Here is a 21,822-nt window from a genome sequence, read left to right on the forward strand (position 1 = left end):
TTATATGGAAAATTACAGAACCCTTTCCCAAGGTTCCAGCCAAGCCTCGCCAGCATCATCAGAGAAAAAAATCATGAGTAAAAGGCTGAGTAAAGCGCCCTCTCAGGATAAAGCCTGGAGAAAAACTGAGGGGGCTGAAAGTTTTCTTCATAACGCCTCATTGTATTCAAACAAACACCCCTTTCTAAGGCACTTACATTTCTCAAACCTATTGCCACAACCATCTCTCTATCATTCGTATAATCATCAAACTCTGATTTAGTGATGCAGATATCTTTACCATGCTTTTCCCACATTAAATCTGGAGGAAGACACTCAATAAAATCTATTTCTGCAGACAAACTCACTTTGCCAACAGGAAGCGTTGTATAAATCCACAACTTAGCCCCTTCAGGAAGGTTAATTCCTCTAGTTCTTAGCTCGACAGTTTTAGCACCAGACAACACATTGTCAGCATGCCTTGGCTTAAGAGAAATTATGGCATCATGCATAGAAAGCCGCTCCAATTAGAGACCTTAGCTGCTTAAAATCAATCCGTTCCGGCGAAACAAGGTTGGCATCACTAATAAGCCCAAGCTTCTTTGCCTTTGAAAAAGACACTCTATTATCGAGTGCCAAAAAATTATCAAATGTGAACGCATGTATCATACCACGCTTATCCGACACACCAATTAATTCATCACGCGACAACACTCCCTGTCTGTCTAACCTAACTATCGCCTCATGAATTGGAACAACATCAGAATAAGTTATTCTTGCGAATCCAATAATTTCCTGAATACTACTGCCACCCGAAACGTAAAAAGCCACAACACCACCTTTCTTAAAGATGGAAGCCCTCGAAGGAGACCTAAAGTAGGCTTTTTCAAGCAACAGCGATTGATCGTGATTTGAAAGAAGTGAAAGTTGATTTTTCACATCTCCTATTAGCCCGCTTGCATAATTCTCTCGGATGGGAACCAAAATGCAGTCCCTATCATGATTCAATATAAATCTCGGACCAATAAGCGTCTCAAATTCAAACCATGAAAATTCCTGAACCATATTTTCTTCATCTGAAATGCAAACACCTGTATTTATAAGCTCTTTCTTAGAAGGCAACTTTTTGGGCACATGAAATCCACACAACAACTTAACGTCACGAGAGAAATCAGCCCAATTCTTATAGCTCACAAAATCATTGAAAATGATTTTTGAAAAACACTCTCCCTGATCAAAAAATCCCTTTCTGGCCAAGGTCTCTTGCGTGACATCCTGACCTTTACCAACATACAAATCTATGCGATACGAAAAACCACTTTTGTGCCTAATAGCTATTTCAAGAAAATGATCAATCGCAGCTATTGACTTTGGATTGCTTTCATCCAAGTAAAGCGCAGCCAAAGCTCTCCCCGTAGTTTTTTGAGGTTTTTGCGAAAAATATACACCAAATAAACGGCCATCATACCTTGCCTCATATACGCTTAAATCATTAAAATTAAGCGCATTTACACTCAGCAAGTCCATGATGTTTTTTGGCGGAATAAAATCCTCTACAAATCTTACAATTTCACGGGATACCGAAGCACATGAGGGAACAAATCCAGCACTTGCCGGATTAGAAAAATCGAGCCAATCACCATCATCAAGAACAATTTCTTCTGGCGAAACAATAGCAACACCATGCATTTCACGAATTGATTCGCAAGCTCTTAACAAGGCTTTTTCTCGAGTCACAAACCCCGCAACCCCTGCGGAAATACAATGAGCCAAGTGCATTAAATCAGAAGCATCATTAACAGCCCCCCTCCGGTTCAGTGATCGAGAAGGGAAAACGATCTCACCAAGTGAACTTGCAATTTTATATGCTTCGCTGCCGGATTCTAGCTCAGGAAATGCATACGCCAACTTCATAACAGGATCGTTTAGAAATTTTTCAGACTCTCGCGCCAGCTCTTTTTTGAACTCAGGGGTAACACAAATAGAAAATTTCCCTTGAAACCCTTCCTGCATTAACTTAACAACTTTTTCACTTCCCGGGCGACTCTTAACTATATCCAAAAGAAGATTAAGATCTAAGGCATAGATCGGCTTCTCTAGAACAGGGCCCGTGGGGCGAATGCCAGAACCCCCAGCCACACTGTCACCAAAAAGATCATTATCGTGAAGCCGATAGCCTCTAACGTTAATGGTTCGCTTTGTTGTCTCCCCTCCTTTTTCCTGCTTATATACGGAAAAACCAACTTTCCCCCAAAATTTATTAGCAGGGAGATCAGATGCAACTCTCGCTATAATGGAGTGATAATTCATATTTCCAGCATAACTCTTGAGCTCGTCAATCAGATTCTTACCTATCCCCTCCCCCCTTATCGAATCACATATATAAACTTGAAATACTTTCAATGTCGGCATGGTTCCACCAAACATCAAATAGCCGACAACCCTATTTATATCGTTTACAACAACCCACAACTGTCCTTTTGAAGCCATCTGCTCATACGCCGAAGCAGACAAAAAACCAAATGAAGCCCTATTCTTATCAGCCATATCGGAAATCTCTTTTACATAGCCAAGAGATCGATCTGCTTCTTTTATAATTTCGTATTCCATTACGCCCCCGAACACTACTTAATCATTAAAAACCCAAAATTACACTTGAAGGCCCACGAACCGCTCGAAAACACCCCATAAAGACTGGCAGTACCAGCAACGTTAACCCCGTCGCCGACACTAGCCCCCCGACAATTACCACTGCCAGCGGCCGCTGCACTCACTGCCCACCCGGTGGCCAGTAACATGGGAATCAGACCCAGCATGGAAGTGAGCGCAGTCATCAGCACCGGGCGCAGGCGAGACACCGCCTTCGAAGATCGCCGTCTCCAGCGCCTCCCCATCACGCAGCCGATGATTGATGGCTTCCACCATCACCACCCCATTCAGCACTGCCACCCCGAACAGGGTGATAAAGCCTACGGAACTGGGCACCGACAGGTACTGGCCGCTGAGAGCCAGAGCGAGGATGCCGCCGATAAGGCCAGGGGACGTTGACCAGGATGAGGGCAGCCTGGGCCACGGAGCCGAAGGCGAAGTAGAGCAGCAAGGCAATGAGGCCCACGGCCACGGGCACCACCATGGCCAGGCGTTGCTGGGCGCGCTGCTGGTTTTCGTACTGGCCGCCGATGTCCACGCTGTAGCCGGCGGGCAGGTCTACCTCGCTGTCGATGGCTTGCTGGATGTCCGCCACTACGGAGCCCATGTCGCGACCGGCCACGTTGGCCTGGATTACCACACGGCGCTGCACGTCGTCGCGGCTGATCTGCGGTGGGCCGGAGACCAGGGATACGTCCGCCACATCCATAAGGCGCACCCAGGCTCCGTCGGCGGCTTTGAGGCGCAGGTTGCGGATGGCTTCGGCGTCCTTGCGGGCGTTTTGTTCCAGGCGCACGTAGATATCGTAGCGTTCGTTGCCGTTAATCACCTGCCCGGCGCTGCCGCCGCCCAGGCCGTTGCTGACCAGATCCATGACCTGATCCACACTCAGGCCGTAGCGACTGAGTGCGTTGCGGTCCGGAGTGACGACGAGCTGGGCTTCCCCGGCGATCTGCTCCAGTTGCACGTCGGTAGCGCCATCCACTTCCTTGACGGCCTGGGTGATGGCTTCGCCTTTTTCCTGGAGCACGTCGAGATCTGGGCCGAACAGTTTGATGGCCAGCTGGGCTTTGACGCCGGAGAGCAGTTCGTCCACGCGCATGGCGATGGGCTGGGAAAAGTTGAGTAGCAGGCCGGGATGTTTTTCCAGTTTCTGCTGGATCTTTTCCTGTAGCTCAAGACGTGTGCTGGCGCTTTCCCATTCGTCGATGGACTTGAGGCCGATATAGATTTCCACGTTGCTCACTGGCTCCGGGTCGCCGCCGATTTCCGCGCGCCCTACCCGACTGAGCGCGTAGGTGACTTCCGGGAAGGTCATGATTTCCTTCTCCAGTTTCTGACCCACTTCTAGCGCTGTATCGAGACTGGAGGACGGAGCCAGAGTGGCGCGCAAAGCCAGGGTGCCCTCTTCCAGTACCGGCACGAATTCCGTGCCGATAAAGGGCGTGGTGGCCAGCGCCAATGCAAACAGGCCCACCGCACCGCCGATGACCGCCTTGCGGGCCTGCATGGCTTTGGCCAGCAGTTTTCGATAGCGGGCCTCCAGCCACTGCATGAGTTTGTTGGGCTTTTCTTCCACGCCGTGACGGAACAGAAAACCGGCCAGCGCCGGCACCACGATCAACGCCACCAGCACGGCGGCGGTCATGGCGAGCATGATGCTGATGGCCATGGGCACGAACATTTTCGCTTCCACCCCTTCGAAGGCGAACAGGGGCAGGAACACCACCAGGATAATGCTGGCGGCGAAGAACACCGGGCGTGCCACTTCCTGGGCGGCGTCTTTTACCCTCAAGGCGATGCCTCCCTGTGAGTCGTGACTGCCCTCTTTGCGGCTCAGGTGTTTGAAGATGTTTTCCACCATCACCACGGAGCCATCCACCAGCATGCCGATGGCCACGGCCAGGCCACCCAGTGACATCAGGTTGGCGGACATGCCCAGACTTGCCATCGCCAACAAGGCCAGACCAATGGAAAGCGGAATGGACAACAGCACCAGCGCGGTGGCGCGGAGGTTCATCAGGAACAGGGCCAACACGATGACGATAAACACGAAGGCCAGCAGCAAGGCGGTGACCACGGTGCTGACGGCTTTTTCCACCAGATCGGCCTGGTCGTAAAACACCTGGAATTCCACACCGTCGGGCAGGGCCTGCTGGATGCGCGCTTCGCGTTCCTTGATGCCATCGATGGTGGCCTTGGTGTTGGCGCCCATGCGCTTGAGCACGATGCCGGCTACCACTTCGCCCAGCGCTTCCGGTTCGCCGTTGGCATCTCGGCGGGTCATGGTCAGAGCGCCCTGACGGATCTCGCCACCGAACGCCACTTTTGCCACATCGCTGACGCGCACCTGGGTGCCGTCCACTTCCTTGAGGGGAATGGCGGCAATGTCACCAAGCCCTTGCTCGCCGCTGCCAACCCAGCCCATGCCGCGAATCACCAGTTGCTCTGCACCCCGATCCAGATACCAGCCACCGGCGTTGCGGTTGTTGGCGGCGATGGCGTCCATGACCTGTTGCAGTGACAAGTCGTAGGCCAGCAACCGGGTGGGGTTCACGTTGACCTGATATTGGCGTACTTCGCCGCCATAGCTGAGCACATCGGTGACACCGCCCACGGGCATTAGCAGCAGCTTCACCACCCAGTCGTTGAGGCTGCGCAGTTGCATGGCATCCACATTGGAGCCGGGTTCGGCGGTGAGCAGGTATTGGTAGACCTGGCCCAGGCCGGAGGTGTTGGGGCCCATTTCCGGGGTACCGACGCCGTCGGGAATATCTTCCCGTGCCGCCTGCAAGCGTTCGAACACCAACTGGCGAGCGAAGTAGATATCGGTGCCCTCTTCAAACACCACGGTGACGATGGACAGGCCGGTCTTGGAGATAGAGCGCACCTCGGCCACCTGGGGCAGCGCGTACATCACGGCCTCGATGGGATAGGTGATCAGTTGCTCCACTTCTTCCGCGGCCAGGCCTTCGGCTTCGGTGTTCACCTGCACCTGGACGTTGGTCACGTCCGGGAAAGCATCCAGTTTCAGGTTGGGCAATTGCCAGCCGATCACGCCGATGGTGATGACCAGTAGTAGCAAGACAATGAGGCGGTTGTTTACCGCCCAGTCGATTAGTTTGTTGAACATGGTGGTCTCCTGGACCTGCCGGTGTTTTTTGCTAGCGAAGCATTCGGGGCTTGAGATAGAGGAGAAAAAGGAAAAACGCATGATTATTTCCCTGCGTCTGGCGCCTCTCACCCTCTCCCTGTCCCTCTCCCCTCAAGGGAGAGGGGACCCTCCAGCACGACTCTGCTAATTGAAAACACTGGCAATTCAATTAGTGGTTGTGGACTTCAAAGCCGGATTTGGCCATTTCACTGGCCAGGAAAAAGGCACCACGGGTGACCACGCGCGTTCCCGGGTCGATGCCGGTAACGATGCGGCGGTTTTCCAGTTGGCCATTCAGTTCGATTTCCACGGGTTTGTAGTGGCCCGGCTCTTCTTCCACAAACAGTTGCCAGTCGCCATCCGGGCCACGGGTTAGCGCTTCCTCCGGTACGGTGAGGGCGTTATCCGGGGCCGGCAGTGACAAGGCCACATCGGCGAACATGCCCGGGTGCAGCAGGTGGCCGGCATTGGGGATGGCCACGCGCACAGCTAGGGTGCGGGTGACCGGGTTGAGGCGGTGGCCGGATTGGATCACTTGGCCGTCCACGGTGGTGTCACCCACAATGACCCGCGCCGGGGTGCCGGTGGCGATCTGCAGACCCGGCGAGGGAGGTAACGCCGCTTCTGCCCACAGTTCGGATTCATCCACCAGGGTCACCAGGGCGCTGCCGGCGATGAGCCACTGGCCTTGCTGGAAGGCATCTTCCAGCACCAGGCCGTCATCCGGAGCAGTAAGGGTGTAGACGCCCTTTTCGCTGTTGCCGGCTTCGATATCTGCTATGGCACTGTCGCTAAGGCCGTAGCCCTTGGCGCTGGCACGCAGGGATTGATACTGACCTTGAGCATCCAGGTAGCGCTGGTTGCCCACGGTGCGACGGCCCAGGTTGTTCACCCGCCGCCAGGCGTCGGCGGCCACCTGCAGGTCGCTTTGTAGTTGTGCCATGGTCGGGCTGAACAGGGTGGCGATGGGGTCGCCCTTCTTCAGGTGCTGGCCCAAGGTGGCGCTGCGCGATTGCACCTGGGAGTTGATACGCACCGGCACCACCCAGGTACGGTACTGGTTACTGGTGATTTCTGCCGGAACAGTCATGGTCCGGGTGGCGTTTGCTTTCGGCTGCAAGGTGATGACTTGCAGGCTCAGCATGCTTTGCTGTTCGGCGGTTAGCTCCAGGCCCGTGTCTTCCTCATGGGCGTCTTCAGATACGCCGCCGTGATCATGTCTATCATGGTCAGCATTCTCGTCCGGGGCCGGTTGCTGTGCATGTTGCTGTGTTTCGTTGCTTTCGTTATGGGCATGGACGTGGTTGTCTTCGGCCCAGGCGGGGCTGACCAGGGTTGCCAGCAGGGCAAGGGCCAGTGGGGATTGTTTGAAAAACGATTTGGTTTTCATAAAAAATTTCCAAATTTTTTGTAGGAGCGGCGCTTGATCCGCGAACCTGCTTTCGACAGGCCGTGCCAAGTAAATTCGCGGCTCAAGCGCCACTCCTACAGGGACATTGTTAGTTAGCGAGGCTATTCAACCAGTCGTTGAGCTGGGCGCTTTCCTGGAGCCATTGAACCCAGGCCTGTTGCATGGCTTGGCGCAGGGCGATGCCAGACAGGCGGGTATCCAGGCTCTGGTTGAGGGCCTGCAGGTAGTTCTGGGTGGTGAGTTCACCCTGCTGCCAGACCCGTTCCAGTAGCGCATCGCTGCGCCCCAGGGTGTCGCCGGTGAGTTGCTGCCAGGTTTGCCAGCGCTCGCGCCGTTGCTGGTAATTGCGCAGGGCGCCGTCCAGGCGGGCGGCGATGTCGGCGCGGGTTTTCTCCAGCAGGGCGCGGCGGGCATCGCTGTCGGCCAGGGCAGCCTGGTAACCGGCTTCGCCGGTATTGAACAGTTTCAGGGGCAGACTGATATCCACACCCCACAGGTTGTCGTCGCCTTCCTTGCCGACACTGAAACCCAGGGTGGGATCGGCCCGGCGCTGCCGGCTCGCCACGGCGGCACCCTGCTCGGCCAGGGCCAGCTGCAGCTGCGCCAGACGCAGATCAAAGCTTGCCGGCAACCGTTGTGACGCATCGGTGCTGACCGCAACCCCCTGCCAGTGGCGAGCCGACGGCAGGGACTGGCCCGGCTGTTCACTGGCCAATACCTGTCGCAACTGTGTCGCGGCAGCGGTGGCGTCACTTTCCGCATCCGCCAAGGCTTGCTGGGTCTGAGCCAGGGACAGCCAGGCCAGTTGTGCATCCACCTGCCCCAGGTCACCGGCCTGTTCTCGGCGGCGAATCAGGTCGCTGAGTGCAGACAGCTGCTGTTCCTGTTGCCGGGTGGCAGCCAGGCGGGCACGGGCGGCGTCGAATGCCACCAGGGCATTCAGGCTGTCGGCCAGCAGGTTGGCGCGGGCCTTGTCGGCGCGCAGTTGCGCCAGGGTATCGCGCACCGACACCGCATCGCGTCGGGCGCGAGCCTTGCCAGACCAGTCCAGGGTCTGACTGAGGCCCACAGTTTTGGTGGTGTCGGCACTGTCTTCATAGCTGATATTCAAGGCCGGGTTATAGAGGGGCTGGGCCTCATCGCGGTTTTCCGCCAGCCAGCGTTCCTGTTCGGCAGTGATGGCCCGGCTGGCGGGCAGGCTGTTGATCTGTTGTTGCAGCCAGCCGGCCCACTGGCCGGGGGCGGTTTCTGCCTGTGCACCGGTGGCGCACAGCAGCATTAGCAGTGCGCAACGGCGCACTACTGCGGACAGACTTTCCATGGGAAAGCTCCTGATCGGTTATCCGGAATCTGTCGCGCTCAGGCGCGACACAAGGTCGGGAAAACGATCAGGCGATGGGAGGGCGGAACGGATTATCGGCCGGGGCATCCGGCAAGGGGGGACGCAGGGCCAGCACCCGGGCCGGGGGTGCGGGTAACCGTGCAGGATCGCAATCTGCACTGGCCATGAAACCATGGCACTGGCAGCAATGATCACCGCCGGCATCCAGCACATCCAGCTGGGCGGGAGCGGCGTCGAGCTGCTCCACGGCCACGTCGGCATCGTGCTCGTGATGCATGGCATCAAGCACCAGCACGTGAGTGCAGATGATCAGCAGCAATGTCCAGACCAGTGCCTTCATGGTGCCTGCCGTGGATTAGGGGTTTCTACTCTGCGAATAGTGAAGACCCCGGTCAAGGGATTTAGTTTCATCCGGTCATTCACAGGGGCAGCAGCAAGAGGCACAGTATCGACCCCGTTTTCTGACGAGAGATACCATGAGCCGCCTGGAAGAAGTCCGTGATTCCGTTCTTGCCCACCCCCTGCACAGCGCCTGCCAGCTGGAGCTGCTGAGCGCCGGCGAAGGCCGCAGCGAGGTGCGCTTTGCGGTGAACGATTTCACCGCCAACCCCATGGGCGCCCTGCACGGCGGCATCCTCTATGCATTGATGGACGTAGCCTGCTTCTTTGCGGTGGTGCCATCCCTGTCCGCCGACCAGCAACCGGTCACCGTGGAAACCCACAGCAGCGTGCTGCGCGCCGCCATGAAAGGCGAAAGTGTAGTGATTCGCGCACGACTGGATCGGCTGGGCCGCACCCTGGCGGCCATGCGCGCAGAAGCCTTGGCGGTAAATGCCAGCGGCGAAGAACGATTGATTGCCACCGGCTCGGTGACCAAAGCGATTACCGATATTCGCTAGCCAACAGCACCGAAATTTTTTTCCTACGGCGGAAAGCGATACTTGCATCGCGAAGGTGTCAGCAATAACGCTGTTATTCGCAATACAAGCCCACAGAAAATGAGGTCTTGATGGGTATTTGCTGGCGGTAAGCGCCATATTCGAACATGCCGGACAAACGGCAGAACAGGCGGCATGACTGGAACCCCCCGTGGCCTGCCATCAATTGTCAGCACCGATACCCGAGGGTATCGTCAAAGGTGACGGTCCGGCCGGCGAAGCCTCCCTCTCAAGGGTAGCCACGCTGCACCCGGAACAGCATGGATGAGGATCGTGATATGTATCAGGTCATGCTTGTTGATGATGAGGATTACATCCTCAAGGCTCTGAAGCGCACCATCAACATGTACACCGACTGGGAAGTGGAAACCTACCAGGACCCGCGGGAAGCCCTGCGCCGGGCGCGCACTACCGTTTTTGATGCGGTTATTACCGACTACATGATGCCGGAGATCAACGGCCTGGAGCTGTTGCAGGAACTTCGTGATATCCAGCCGGATACCATTCGCATTCTTCTCACCGGGGTGATCGATATCGAAACCGTCATGTCCGCCATCAACAAGGCCGGCGCATTCCGTTTTATCCCCAAACCCTGGGATGACGAACAACTGCTCGACAATATCCGTGAAGGGCTCAAGTTCCGCGATATTTTGCTGGAAAACCGCATCCTCGCGGAGACCGTTCGCGAACAACGCAAGACACTGCGCAGTCTTGGCTATGAGGACTGATCTCGGCTAGCCAAACACAGGAAGACCCGCTCCATGGAAAGCATTATTAACAACACCGAAATCGGTTTCGGTATGGAAGCGCAAGGATTGTTCCTGGTCTCTTCCACTGTGATTCTTCTTGTCATCATTTTCTTTCTTTACAAAACCTACCGCACCTCCATCAATGTGGAAGCCAAATTGGCGGAGTTTGCCTCCCTGACGGATAACCGGTTCGGGCGCAAGATGCACCTGATCGAGGTCAATGCGGATGAATACAAACTCAACAAGGCCCTGCTCGGCCCCCTGGCCCGCATCATCGATGAGTACTGTGTACTGACTACGGACAGCCAGGGCACCATTACCTTTGCCAACGACAAGTTCCTGTCTCTCAGCGGCCACGCCTTTTCCCAGCTGATTGGCAAAGATGAAAGCGTCAACCACCCGGATAGCCATGACAGCCTGCCCATCATGCAATGCAAGCATGCGGCGTCCGGAGTCTGGAATGGAGAGGTATGCAATCAGCGGGCGGATGGCAGCCTTTACTGGATGAACATGTTCCTGTTTCCTCTTTCCTATATTTCTGACGAGGATGACGGCTTTATCTACTTCGGCACGGACATTACCGATATCAAGACGGAGAACAATCAGCTGATTCAGGAGGTAAAAGAGAAAGATCAGAAACTGAGCCATGTGGAAACCATGCTTCTGCATTCTGAAAAAATGGCTTCCCTGGGCACCATTTCAGCAGGCATTGCCCATGAGATTAACAACCCCATTGCCATGCTGTCTTCCAACCTGAATCGCTCGCGGGAATACCTGGACACCATGTCCAGCGTGATCAAGGGCCTGCAGAAAAGAATCAACGAGGAGAAGTTCCAGCAGTTTCTTCAGGCAGAAGCCAACCTGAAAATTGATCACCGAAAACTCAGCTTCATGCTGGAAGATCACCCGGCGCTGATCGATGAAACCCGTGAGGGGATTGAACGCATCAAGCAAATCATCCGCGATCTGAAAAATTTCTCTCACAATCAGCCGGAATCGTTTTCTCCCACCAACATTGCTTCCTGCATCGCCACATCACTGAACCTGGCCAAGCACGAGCTGAAGAATCGCATCAACGTCAGTCACAGCAACCTGGAATCACTGCCACTGATCCCCGGCTCGGAAAGCCAGCTTTCACAAGTGTTCATGAATCTTTTCGTCAACGCAGCCCAGGCCATTGAAGGCAGAGGCACCATCACCATTAGCGCAGAGTGTGACGACCAGTGGTGCACACTGAAAGTAGCCGATGACGGGCCGGGGATCCCGAGCGAGAATCTGGAGCAAATCTTCGAGCCTTTCTACACCACCAAACCCATCGGCAAGGGAACCGGTCTGGGCCTGTCGATCTGTCATGACATTATTCGCCACCATGGCGGGACCATGACGGTGGAGAGCCAACCCGGCGCCGGCACCACCTTCATCATCAAGCTGCCGCTGAAACAGTCTGAAAGAGTCCATGCAGCCTGATTATGTGTACACCCTCACCACACCGGAAGGCGGGCAACAACGCATCGCCATCGAGATGGTGGATGATGCCATCGCCATTCCTCCCGATTTCGAGCCACCAGCCTGGGCAGAACTGACTTACCATCAATGCAGCCACTGTCCGCTTGATAAAGATACCCATCGCTATTGCCCCATCGCGCTCAACCTGGCGTTTTTGCTGCCGGACTCTGCGTTGGGAGACTCGTTTCAGCCTGTTTCCGTGCAAGTCGATACCCCGCAGCGACAGTACAACCAAACGAGCACGCTGCAGCGAGCACTGAGCTCTCTGTTCGGTTTGATCTGTGGTCTCAGCGACTGTCCGCACACGCGTTTTCTGCGTCCGATGGCAAGATTTCATCTTCCGCTCAGCAATGAAACGGAAACCCTGGTGCGCACCGCCAGCCTTTACTTGCTGCAACGGCATATGAATCAACACCAGGATAGCGATGTCTCACTGGCCGATCTCAACGCACGCTATGCGGCGCTCAATGAACTGAACCGCTGCTTCACCAAACGCCTGCGCGGAAAACGCCAGTCCGATGCATCGGTGAATGCACTGATACTACTGCACGTGACCGCCAAGGAAATGCACTGGAATCTGGAAGAGGAGCTGGCAAGCCTGGCGCCGCTGTTACGTGATGACAGCGACGCCTGAGACCTGTTGATAACGAAAGGACAGAGGCTACTGATCTGAACCGAGATAACGGTTCAACACCAATCGCCATTCCTGGGAAGGCAGGATATCAAGCATGGCCTGGTCGATGGGCTCGCGCAGTTTGCTGCCGTTGGCCACGGCAAACGCATAACTTTCCTCGCGGACCATTTTCGGCAGCACCAGTACCTGGGAGGTTTCCCGTTCGCGCAGCATGTAGCGCATCACCGGCGCATCCGCTACCAGCGCATCCACCTCACCGAGCACCACCGCACGCATGGCCTTTTCCAGGTTCGGGTAAGGGCGATAACTGAGACCTTCAGCCACCAGCCACTGCTCGCCACTGGTGTTTTCCACTACGGCGGTATCCACGCGGGGCAGATCACCAGCCCCCGCCACCCGGGTCTGCAACTGGTTGACAGTAACGCTGGATGCGATGGCGGCGGTGAAACCGGAAATGGTGATGATGCTGACAAACATCCACACCAACCCGATGAAGCGCCCTGCCGTACTCACCGGCGCCTTGTCACCATAGCCCACGGTGGTCATGGTCACCGCCGACCACCAGAAACCACTGCCGATACCCTTGCTCACAGAGCCGCCAAACTGCTCCGGATTTTTCTTTCGTTCGAACAGCCACACCAGCAGCCCTACCAGCAACAACACCAGCCCCAGGGCCAGCACGGCGGAGAAGAACTTCCAGGAAAACAGGCCGCGCAGGGTGGTCATCCAGCCGCTGGCTTCCGTGCGGGTGGCAATGCCCAACCCACCCCGGTACATGGGCTGGGTGAAATCCAGCCGACGCTCCCTATCTCCGGTGACACTGATCGCACCGATGGCCACATCCGCCTGACCCAGCTCCACCGCCGCAAGCATGTCGGACACCGTCTTGTAGGGGCGGAAGCGGTATTCATAGCCAGCCTGCTCAGCGATCTGTTCCCACAGCTCAACGCTGACACCATCCCAGCGGTCACCATTCTGGAAGCTGAATGGTGGCGAGGCCTTCACTGCCACAGTGAGCGGTGCGGCACTGGCGGACGCCAGCCAGATGCACAGGCACGTCATCAGTAAAACGCGTATTCTTGTTCTCACAGAGATCCCTCCATTTCATACACGATGCCATGCCTGACCGACTGAAATACCCTATTCTTTTGCTGCTGGCCGGCACGCTGTCTTTATCGCAGGGTAGCGGGGCCCATGGCTTTCTGCCAGACGAGATCCCCATGGCGGCAGGCACGGCACTGCGAAACCCGGCGGATTTACCGATCCTGGCGGTGAGTTTTTACAATTCCTGGACGCCCGCCAGCCTGTCCATCCCCTACCAAAATAGTGTGCGGTTGAGTCTGACAAACCACAGTGAAGACTGGCATCTGTTTGCTCTGGGCGATGACACCGCCCTCCGCGACCAGGATCTGATCCACAAGCTGATGCCCGATCTACGCAAGGATTACCCCAACACCCGACTGAGCGAGCCGGGCACTACGGTAACCTTGCCGTGGCGATTTGACCGGGAAGGAACGTTCAGCTTGCGGTGTGTGCGGGCGGCGCATCAGGGGCAGAGCGAGGCGCTGACTATCCAGGTGGCAATGCGCACGCACTGATTTATCCAGGAGCAGGCGCAGCGAAGCCACGACCGAAGGTCGGTCCGCAGGGTGAGCGTAGCGAATAACGTCGCTGGCGGCGCGATTTCATGGGTTACGTTATCGCGCCGCCAGCCACGCTCCTACGGCAGTGTTTTTTCCAAAAAAAACCCCGGAAGAACCGGGGCGAGGGGACGCCGGCGATGACCGGCGTTTCATCAGCGTTCGTTGTGAGTGGCAGGGGCGTGTTCTTCCTTGACCCGGAACCAGGCGGCATAGAGCGCCGGCAGGAACAGCAAGGTCAGTGCCGTTGCCACGATCAGCCCTCCCATGATGGCCACCGCCATCGGACCGAAGAAGACGCTGCGTGACAGCGGGATCATGGCCAGTACCGCGGTGAGCGCTGTGAGCACGATGGGCCGGAAACGACGTACCGTCGATTCGATGATGGCATCCCAGGTACTGAGTCCCTGGTCCATGTCCTGGCCAATCTGGTCTACCAGAATTACCGCATTGCGCATGATCATGCCCGCCAGCGCGATGGTGCCGAGCATGGCCACAAACCCGAACGGCTTCTGGAAAATCAGCAGGAAGAAGGTCACCCCGATCAGCCCCAGTGGTGCAGTGATAAACACCATCAGCGACAGGGGCATGCTGCGCAGTTGCAGCATCAGCAAAGTGATCACCACCAGGATGAACAGCGGCATGCCCGCGTTGACGGATTTCTGCCCACGGGCGGATTCCTCCACCGTGCCACCCACTTCCAGCAGATAGCCCGGCGGCAAGTCAGCGCGTACGTCAGCCAGCTGCGGCATGATCTGATTCACCAGAGTAGCCGGCAGGGCATCGCCCTTCACATCCGCCAGGATGGTCACTGTGGGCAGGCGGTCCCGGTGCCAGATAATGCCTTCCTCGAAACCGTACTCCAGGGTAGCAATCTGGTTCAGCGGCACGCTGCGGCCATTGCTGGTCTGTACCGCCAGATTGCCGAGCAGACCCAGGGCGTGACGCTCCTGGCTGTCGCCGCGCACTTCCACATTGATCAGCTCGTTATCCTCCCGATACTGGCTTACCGCCACCCCGGATAGTGACGCCTGCAGCGCAGTAGACAGATCCGCAGTGGTAATACCCAGGGTCCGTGCCCGGTCCTGGTCTACATTCAGACGCACCACCTTGCTGGGTTCTTCCCAGTCCAGGTGCACGTTCTGGGTAGCCGGATTGTCGCGAACATGGTCTGCCACGCGCCGGGCCAGTTCCCGGACCTGGGGAATGTGTTCCCCGGAGACCCGGAACTGCAACGGGTAGCCCACCGGCGGACCGTTTTCCAGCCGCGACACACGGGTGCGCACGGTGGGAAAATCCCGCTTGAGAGTATCTTCCAGCCAGCTTAATACCTGTTCCCGTTCGTCGATATTGCGGGTCAGGATAACGAACTGGGCCACCGATGCCGCCGGCAGTTTCTGATCCAGGGACAGATAGAAACGGGGGGAACCACTGCCCATATAGCCCACATAATTTTCGATCAGTTCGTTCTCGCCGAGCATGGCTTCCAGTCGCAGGGCCTGCTCCTGGGTGGCGGTCAGCGACGCGCCCTCTTCCAGCTTCATGTCCACCATCAACTCAAGCCGGTTGGACGCCGGGAAGAATTGCTGGGGCACCAGGCTGAACAGCAGCAGGGAAAACACGAAGATGCCCACGGTCAGACCAATGACCGTTTTGCGATAACGCACGCACCATTCCACTACACCACGAAAACGCTGGTAAAAGGGTTTCTGATAGGGATCGTGCACATCCCCGCTGGCATCCCGCTTGGCCAGGTTGGGCAGCAGCTTTTCCCCCAGATAAGGCACGAACACCACCGCCGCAATCCAGGATGCCAGCAGGGCAATGGTCACCACCTGGAAGATCGAACGGGTATATTCACCGGTACTGGATTGCGCCGTGGCGATGGGCAAGAACCCGGCGGCGGTGATCAGGGTGCCGGTAAGCATGGGAAAAGCGGTGCTTTTCCAGGCAAAGCCGGCGGCTTTCAAGCGACTGAAGCCCTGCTCCATCTTGATCGCCATCATTTCCACGGCAATGATGGCATCGTCCACCATCAGACCCAGCGCCAACACCAGGGCCCCCAGAGAAATCTTGTGCAGGCCGATATCGAAATACTTCATGGACGCAAAGGTCATGGCCAACACCAACGGAATGGACAGCGCCACCACCATGCCGGTTCGCCATCCCAGCGAGAAGAAACTCACCAGCAACACGATCACCAGGGCTTCCATCAGCACCTGGACAAACTCGCCCACCCCGGCTTCCACCGCCGCTGGCTGATCGGAGACCTTGCGCAACTCCATGCCCAGGGGCAGGGATTGCTGCAGTTCGCGGAAGGCCTGATCCAGGTTTTCACCCAGGGCAAGGATGTCGCCACCATCCTTCATGGACACGGCAATGCCGATGGCATTCTCGCCCATGAAACGCATACGCGGCTGAGGCGGGTCACTGAAGCCACGATAAACGGTGGCAATATCACCCAGCTTGATAGTGCGGTTTCCCACCTGAATGGGGAAGTGGCGGATATCCTCCACACTGGTGAATTCTCCGGACACTCGCAGGCGCACTCGACTGCTGGGCGTCTCAAAGAAGCCGGCATCGGCCACCGCATTTTGCGATTGCAGCGCCTGCTGCACAGTGACCAGGGGAATGCCCAGGGACGCCAGCTTGGTGTTGGAAATTTCCACCCAGATTTTTTCATCCTGCAGGCCGACCAGCTCCACCTTGCCCACATCGTCCACCCGCTGCAGGGCCAGCTGCAGGCGGTCGGCGTAGTCTTTCATGATGGCGTAGTCGAAACCCGGGCCCGTCAGCGCATAGATGTTGCCGAAGGTGGTACCGAATTCATCGTTGAAGAACGGCCCCCGCGCATCCCGGGGCAAGGTATGCCGAATATCGCCCACTTTCTTGCGCACCTGGTACCAGAGATCCTTGATCTCCTTGGAGCGCATTTCATCCCGGGCCATGAACATAACCAGGGATTCGCCGGGGCGGGAGTAGGAAGTGATGCGCTCGAAGTCGCCGGTTTCCATCAGCTTCTTTTCGATGCGCTCAGTAATCTGCCGTGAGACTTCTTCGGCGCTGGCACCGGGCCACTGGGTATTGATGGTCATCAGCTTGAAGGTGAACGGCGGGTCTTCGCTCTGCCCCAGGCTGGCGTAGGAAATGGCCCCCATGGCACCGAGCAGGATCATGGCGTAGAGCACAAGAGCGCGATTCTTGAGCGCCCATTCCGAGAGATTGAATGACATGGTGGTGCTCCCTATTCGCTCTCGGTCTCGGCGTCATCGGCCGGGGATCGGGTGTCTGCTGCCGCCAGTTCGATCTGCCGATTCTGGCGATCCACGGGGATCACCGTCTGCCCTTCACGAAGCAAATGGGTACCGGCGGCTACCACCCAGGTATCCGCTTGCAGGCCTGACAGCACAGGGATGGTTTCCGCACCATAGGCACCAGTTTCCACCGGGGTTTTTATCAGGCTGGAATCTGCAGGGTTCACCGCCCAGACATATCGCTCATCCCCCTCCGCAGTAACCGCAGCCAGGGGCAGCGTGAGCACACCATTGCCGGCGGCGCCACTGGCCACCACCCGAGCTGACTGGCCCAGGTCCGCACCCACATCATCGTTATCAAAGGCCACCCGGGCTTCAAAGGTGCGTGAACGCGGGTCTGCGGACGGGGAAAGCTCCCGCAGGGTGCCCGGGAACACCTTGCCCTTGCGTGACCACAGTTCGATGGCCACTGGCATGCCGATGACGAACCGGCCCACATCCTGCTCGGGCAGGTCGATGCGCACTTCCCGGTCGCCATCCACCGCCAGCACAAACACTGGCTGGCCGGCGGCCACCACCTGGCCGGCTTCCGCCAGACGCTGGGCGATCACCCCGTCCTGGGGCGCCTTGAGAGTGGCGTAGTCGGTCTGGTTGCGGGCCACATTCAGGTTGGCGCGGGCCTGGCGCAGCTGGGCCTGGGCCGCATCGAAACGGCTTTCCACACTGTCATACTGGGAGCGGCTGATGACCTGGCGTTCGAGCAGGGCCTGGTGACGATCCAGCTCGCTGCGGGCCAGCTTGTGATCAGCCTGGGCAGAGGCAAAGCGGGCACGGGCGGCGTCCAGCTGCAGGTTCACGTCATCGGTGTCCAGGGTGGCCAGCACATCGCCCTTGCTGACGCGATCACCCACATCCACCTTGCGCTGACTGATCTTGCCGGCGATGCGAAAGCCCAGCTCCGGCTCGTAGCGGGCACGGACTTCGCCGGGAAACACATCCTGACTGGCACCGGCGGTCAACGGCTGGACCACCAGGGCCGGGCGCGGTGCTTCGGTTTTCCCGGATTCCGCATCGGAGCAGGCCTGCAGGCTGAGGGCCCCAACGACCCCGATAACCAGACCCGGTATCAACAGTGAACGAAACATGGCAACGACCCTCTCCCCTTGCTAACCCGTGTTGCACCTTGAAGGCCACCGACGGTGCCTTCCCTTTATGCTATACTGTCCAGTATAGTAATTTTATTAAACTAAACCGTCCAGTATTGAAATGTGAGCCAGATGACAGAGACTTCAGCCCCCGCCACCCGCGGCCGCCCCAAGGATCCGGCCAAGCGCGCCGCCATCCTGGATTCCGCCAAGAAACTCTTTGTTTCCCAAGGATTTGCGGGCACCAGCATGGATGCGGTGGCCAAGGAAGCCGGGGTCTCCAAACTGACGGTTTATAGCCATTTCAGCGACAAGGAAACGTTGTTTTCCGCCGCCATTGAGGCGAAATGCCAGAATATGCTGCCGGTGCCAATCTTCGAGCTGGACGAGAAACAGCCCCTGCGCACCACCCTTACCAAGATCGGGCTGGCCTTTCTCGAGCTGATCCACAGCCCGGACGCCGTGGAGCTGCAACGGCTGATGAACAGCCAGGCCACTCAGGACCCGGAAATGGCACGCCTGTTTTTCGAGGCCGGCCCGCAACGTACGCTCACCGCCATGGAAAACCTGATCCGCAGCGCCAATGCCGCCGGTCAGCTTGATGTCAGTGATCCCAAGCAGGCATCGGAAAACTTCTTTGCCCTGCTGCAGGGCTGTCAACACATGCGCGTCATGATCGGCTATCAGCAGCCGATGACGGCCAGCGAAGCACAGCCCCATGCGGAACAGGTGGTGGCGTTGTTTTTACGGGCATACGGGAAAAGCAGTTAATAGTTAACAGTGAATAGTTAATAGTTCGCGCAATAGCATTTGTCGATACTGGAAACAAAGAGGCCGCGTTCCTGGATGGAGGAGCGCGGCCTCTTTTTTAAAACTCAAAAGGTATTCGATCACTAAACACGTGAAAGAAAATTTTCCGTTGACTCATAAGGATGGAAGTATTTTTCCTGGAGCAAGAAGAAAAACGGGATCCGCAAGCGGATCCCGGGTCAGGACGATCAGAAGGATTTTCTTACACCAATGGAGAAGTGATCGTAATCCAGGTCAAGTTTATCGTTGTCAATCTCGAGTTCGTGGGTCGCATCAACGTACCCCAATACCAGCTCTGGCGCATCCGGGGCGAAGGAGATGGCCACATCCAGCCCCAGTAATTCCGGGTCAATATCCAGGGAATCCGCACCGATCTTGGTATCCGTATCAGCCATGTTGTACCAAAGTGATGCAGTCACCATTTCAAAGTTGGCACGGGCGCCGACTTCCAGGCCATACCCCTCACCGGCAATACCAATGAACGTTGGCCGGCTGAACCCGACTGCACCATAAAGGTCGATCATATCCGCCACCGGGATATGCGCACCGACACCAATAAACGTCATGTCGTTAAACACGGCATTTTCAGCTTCACCCAATGCAAAACCCAGGTCATCCTCATAGTCCAGCGACAAATGCCGGCCCATGACCATGACATAGTCACCGATTTCGAAACCGCCTTGTAGACCAAACCCCTGTTCAAGATCAAAGGACTCGGACAGGCCGCCCTCACTAACTTCCGAGTCACCGGATACAACATAGTCGAACTGCACGTAGTTGAAAGAAGGCGCTTCAGCCATGGCAGTCTGGCTGATGGCACCGGCAAGCGCGGCAATCGCAAATACTGGAATTTTCTTATTCATGAATTTCTCCCTGATTAATAAAAATGAACCAAGGCCATCCTGAACCCGTTCATGGGCTCCCTCGATCCGCGTTAAGTAGTAACCCAATTGTAAAAAAACCGCAATATCCACAAGATTGCCCTACTTGTGCTGTTGTTAATCGGCATCGCAGGGAAACCCGGCTTAACTAAATCGAATGATGTACTGCTCTTAAAATCGCCCTACCACGACGGCGCGCCCCCAATTGCCACCAAATGATTCCCAGCCATAACAGGGCTTCACAATCCTCGGCGTTGCCGGCAAGAGCCTGCTGGGACAGGCGCAGGGCCCGTTCCAGCAAACCGCGGCGTTGGGCAGGAAAACGTCGGCTGGCCCGTAGCAAACGTGCGATGCGATTACTCGTCATGCCAACCACTCGGTTCCGCGTTTGTTTTCGCCATGGCCTTGCCGGGTACCGCGAAGGCATACCAGTCCAGATTACGAGTAACCACCATCACCAGGGCCAGGGCGGCGAACAGTAACAGGGCGCCCAGCAGCAGGGCGTAATCTTCTGCCATCAGGATGCCGTAGATCAGGCCCTGCACCAGTAGCAGACTGACAGCGAAGATCCAGCCGGATTTCGGTGATCGCAGTACCGCCATCAAATAGACGCCGATCAAGGCACAGCAGGACAGCGCTGCGGCCAGATACGCCAGGGCGAAATCGATGTGCTCGCTAAGGGCAACCAGCAGCAGGTAGAACATGGCCAGCGCCAGACCCACCAGCAGATACTGCATGGCGTGCAACGGGTAGCGACGCAATATCTCGAACAGGAAGAAAGCGGCGAACGTCAGGCCGACAATCAGGTAGCTGTATTTCAGTGCCCGTTCGCTGGACAACAACCCGGTCACCGGCTGCACCAGTCTTACTCGCAGGGCTTGACTGGCATCGCCACAGGCGCCGTCACCCCTGGCGCAGAGGATGGCGCTGGCTGCCGCCAGGCTGTTGGTGCGCCACTGGCTGGTGAAGCCGTCGGCATTGATCTCTCTTTCCACAGGTAATACCAGCCCTTCGAAGCTGGGGTGCGGCCAATCTGCGCGCAGCCCGATTCGGGTTTCCTTGGCCAGCGGCAAGGCAGCCAGGGATTCTGTGCCGTTCAGGTTCAACCGCACCTTGACGGTAAAGGCTCCCGCCAGTTCATCGGGCAATTGCACTGCCACCGCGTTGGCGCCCAGCCCGGACGGTAGCTGTTCGGTTTCCACCAGCGCCAGAGGCACATCGTTGACCAGGATCTGTGGACGCTCTACCAGCCCGCGCAGATCGCTGATCTGCAACACAAGCAACGATGGCCGCGACGCCACCACCTGCTCCGGTTGTTTGACGTGCTGCCAGTTGGCTGGAAAGACCGCTTCCAGATGCAGCAGGCTGCGATAGACCGGCGTGCCGTAGATCCCCCGGTAACGCATCTGTGTCTGTAGCTGACCATCCACATTCAGGGCGTCAGGAATCTGGCTTTCCAGCACAGTGCGTTTTTCCACCACGGTACAGCTGTCGCCGCGGCGACAATCCGTCTTTTCCACCAATTGCTTACGGACACGTTGGGTAACAATCACCGGGCCACTGATCTGTTGTTCGCCGCTGACCTGGCGAGCGATCTGTTGTTTGACTTGCCAGGCTTCATTGCTGCGGTCGCGGACCTTGTCCTGGATCATCAACAGGGGAATCACCAGCACCATCAGCAGGCCGGCGATGGTGAGCATTTTCAATAACAGGTTGGGTCGCATGGTTCC

General features: G+C 57.0%; 16 protein-coding genes and 1 pseudogene. 6 read left to right on the forward strand and 11 right to left on the reverse strand.

The genetic code is table 11. From position 1 onward, the window contains the following. Positions 1-71: 71 nt before the first annotated feature. The 6 genes and pseudogenes from KZ772_RS10965 to KZ772_RS10995 all read right to left on the reverse strand — a co-directional run bounded on the left by KZ772_RS10965 (position 72) and on the right by KZ772_RS10995 (position 8,875). Positions 72-491 carry an ASCH domain-containing protein gene (locus KZ772_RS10965; RefSeq protein WP_290536613.1) on the reverse strand — a complete coding sequence of 140 codons (420 nt, stop codon included), beginning with the start codon at positions 489-491 and terminating at the stop codon, positions 72-74. After that, positions 484-2,589, reverse strand: coding sequence for a GNAT family N-acetyltransferase (locus KZ772_RS10970; RefSeq protein ID WP_290536614.1), 2,106 nt, complete (start codon positions 2,587-2,589; stop codon positions 484-486). The genes KZ772_RS10965 and KZ772_RS10970 overlap by 8 nt, the downstream gene beginning before the upstream one ends. Before the next feature lie 14 nt (positions 2,590-2,603). After that, a pseudogene (locus tag KZ772_RS10980) lies at positions 2,604-5,842 on the reverse strand (CusA/CzcA family heavy metal efflux RND transporter). 109 nt (positions 5,843-5,951) lie between these two features. Then, the gene (locus tag KZ772_RS10985; RefSeq protein WP_290536615.1) at positions 5,952-7,172 is read right to left on the reverse strand and encodes an efflux RND transporter periplasmic adaptor subunit; all 1,221 of its coding nucleotides are present in this window, start codon (positions 7,170-7,172) and stop codon (positions 5,952-5,954) included. Between the two features lie 109 nt (positions 7,173-7,281). Further along, complete coding sequence (locus KZ772_RS10990; RefSeq protein WP_290536616.1) at positions 7,282-8,514, reverse strand: TolC family protein; 1,233 nt, start codon at positions 8,512-8,514, stop codon at positions 7,282-7,284. Between the two features lie 67 nt (positions 8,515-8,581). Continuing rightward, complete coding sequence (locus tag KZ772_RS10995; RefSeq protein WP_290536617.1) at positions 8,582-8,875, reverse strand: hypothetical protein; 294 nt, start codon at positions 8,873-8,875, stop codon at positions 8,582-8,584. Between the two features lie 136 nt (positions 8,876-9,011). Between KZ772_RS10995 and KZ772_RS11000 the strand changes: the two genes are divergently transcribed. From KZ772_RS11000 to KZ772_RS11015, 4 genes are all read left to right on the forward strand, one after another. Beyond that, on the forward strand, positions 9,012-9,434 hold the full coding sequence (locus KZ772_RS11000) for a PaaI family thioesterase (protein ID WP_290536618.1): 423 nt from the start codon (positions 9,012-9,014) through the stop codon (positions 9,432-9,434). 299 nt (positions 9,435-9,733) lie between these two features. After that, positions 9,734-10,201 carry a response regulator gene (locus KZ772_RS11005; RefSeq protein WP_290536619.1) on the forward strand — a complete coding sequence of 156 codons (468 nt, stop codon included), beginning with the start codon at positions 9,734-9,736 and terminating at the stop codon, positions 10,199-10,201. A 33-nt stretch (positions 10,202-10,234) separates the two neighbouring features. Next, positions 10,235-11,689 (forward strand): ATP-binding protein, encoded by a 1,455-nt coding sequence (locus KZ772_RS11010; protein ID WP_290536620.1) that lies wholly within the window; start codon positions 10,235-10,237, stop codon positions 11,687-11,689. Further along, positions 11,679-12,362 (forward strand): hypothetical protein, encoded by a 684-nt coding sequence (locus tag KZ772_RS11015; RefSeq protein ID WP_290536621.1) that lies wholly within the window; start codon positions 11,679-11,681, stop codon positions 12,360-12,362. Before KZ772_RS11010 ends, KZ772_RS11015 begins: the two co-directional genes overlap by 11 nt. 27 nt (positions 12,363-12,389) lie before the next feature. Here KZ772_RS11015 and KZ772_RS11020 read toward each other — a convergent pair whose 3' ends face one another. Then, complete coding sequence (locus tag KZ772_RS11020; RefSeq protein ID WP_290536622.1) at positions 12,390-13,424, reverse strand: transporter substrate-binding domain-containing protein; 1,035 nt, start codon at positions 13,422-13,424, stop codon at positions 12,390-12,392. A 56-nt stretch (positions 13,425-13,480) separates the two neighbouring features. Between KZ772_RS11020 and KZ772_RS11025 the strand changes: the two genes are divergently transcribed. Further along, entirely contained in the window at positions 13,481-13,960 is a 480-nt protein-coding gene (locus tag KZ772_RS11025) for a hypothetical protein (RefSeq protein WP_290536623.1), read from the forward strand. 197 nt (positions 13,961-14,157) lie between these two features. On the opposite strand, the gene KZ772_RS11030 is transcribed toward KZ772_RS11025, so the two are convergent. Next, on the reverse strand, positions 14,158-17,235 hold the full coding sequence (locus tag KZ772_RS11030; RefSeq protein WP_290536624.1) for an efflux RND transporter permease subunit: 3,078 nt from the start codon (positions 17,233-17,235) through the stop codon (positions 14,158-14,160). Between the two features lie 11 nt (positions 17,236-17,246). Continuing rightward, a complete protein-coding gene (locus tag KZ772_RS11035; RefSeq protein ID WP_290536625.1) occupies positions 17,247-18,401 on the reverse strand; it encodes an efflux RND transporter periplasmic adaptor subunit in 1,155 nt (384 codons plus the stop codon). Positions 18,402-18,533: 132 nt separating this feature from the next. Here KZ772_RS11035 and KZ772_RS11040 point away from each other — a divergent pair, with 132 nt between their 5' ends. Beyond that, a complete protein-coding gene (locus tag KZ772_RS11040) occupies positions 18,534-19,172 on the forward strand; it encodes a TetR/AcrR family transcriptional regulator (protein ID WP_290536626.1) in 639 nt (212 codons plus the stop codon). Positions 19,173-19,399: 227 nt separating this feature from the next. Here KZ772_RS11040 and KZ772_RS11045 read toward each other — a convergent pair whose 3' ends face one another. Continuing rightward, complete coding sequence (locus KZ772_RS11045; RefSeq protein ID WP_290536627.1) at positions 19,400-20,074, reverse strand: outer membrane beta-barrel protein; 675 nt, start codon at positions 20,072-20,074, stop codon at positions 19,400-19,402. Positions 20,075-20,448: 374 nt separating this feature from the next. Beyond that, positions 20,449-21,816 carry a cell envelope integrity protein CreD gene (gene creD / locus KZ772_RS11050; RefSeq protein ID WP_290536628.1) on the reverse strand — a complete coding sequence of 456 codons (1,368 nt, stop codon included), beginning with the start codon at positions 21,814-21,816 and terminating at the stop codon, positions 20,449-20,451. Positions 21,817-21,822: the final 6 nt, after the last annotated feature.

The organism is Alcanivorax sp., assembly GCF_019431375.1.
Classification (GTDB): Bacteria; Pseudomonadota; Gammaproteobacteria; order Pseudomonadales; family Alcanivoracaceae; genus Alcanivorax; species Alcanivorax jadensis_A.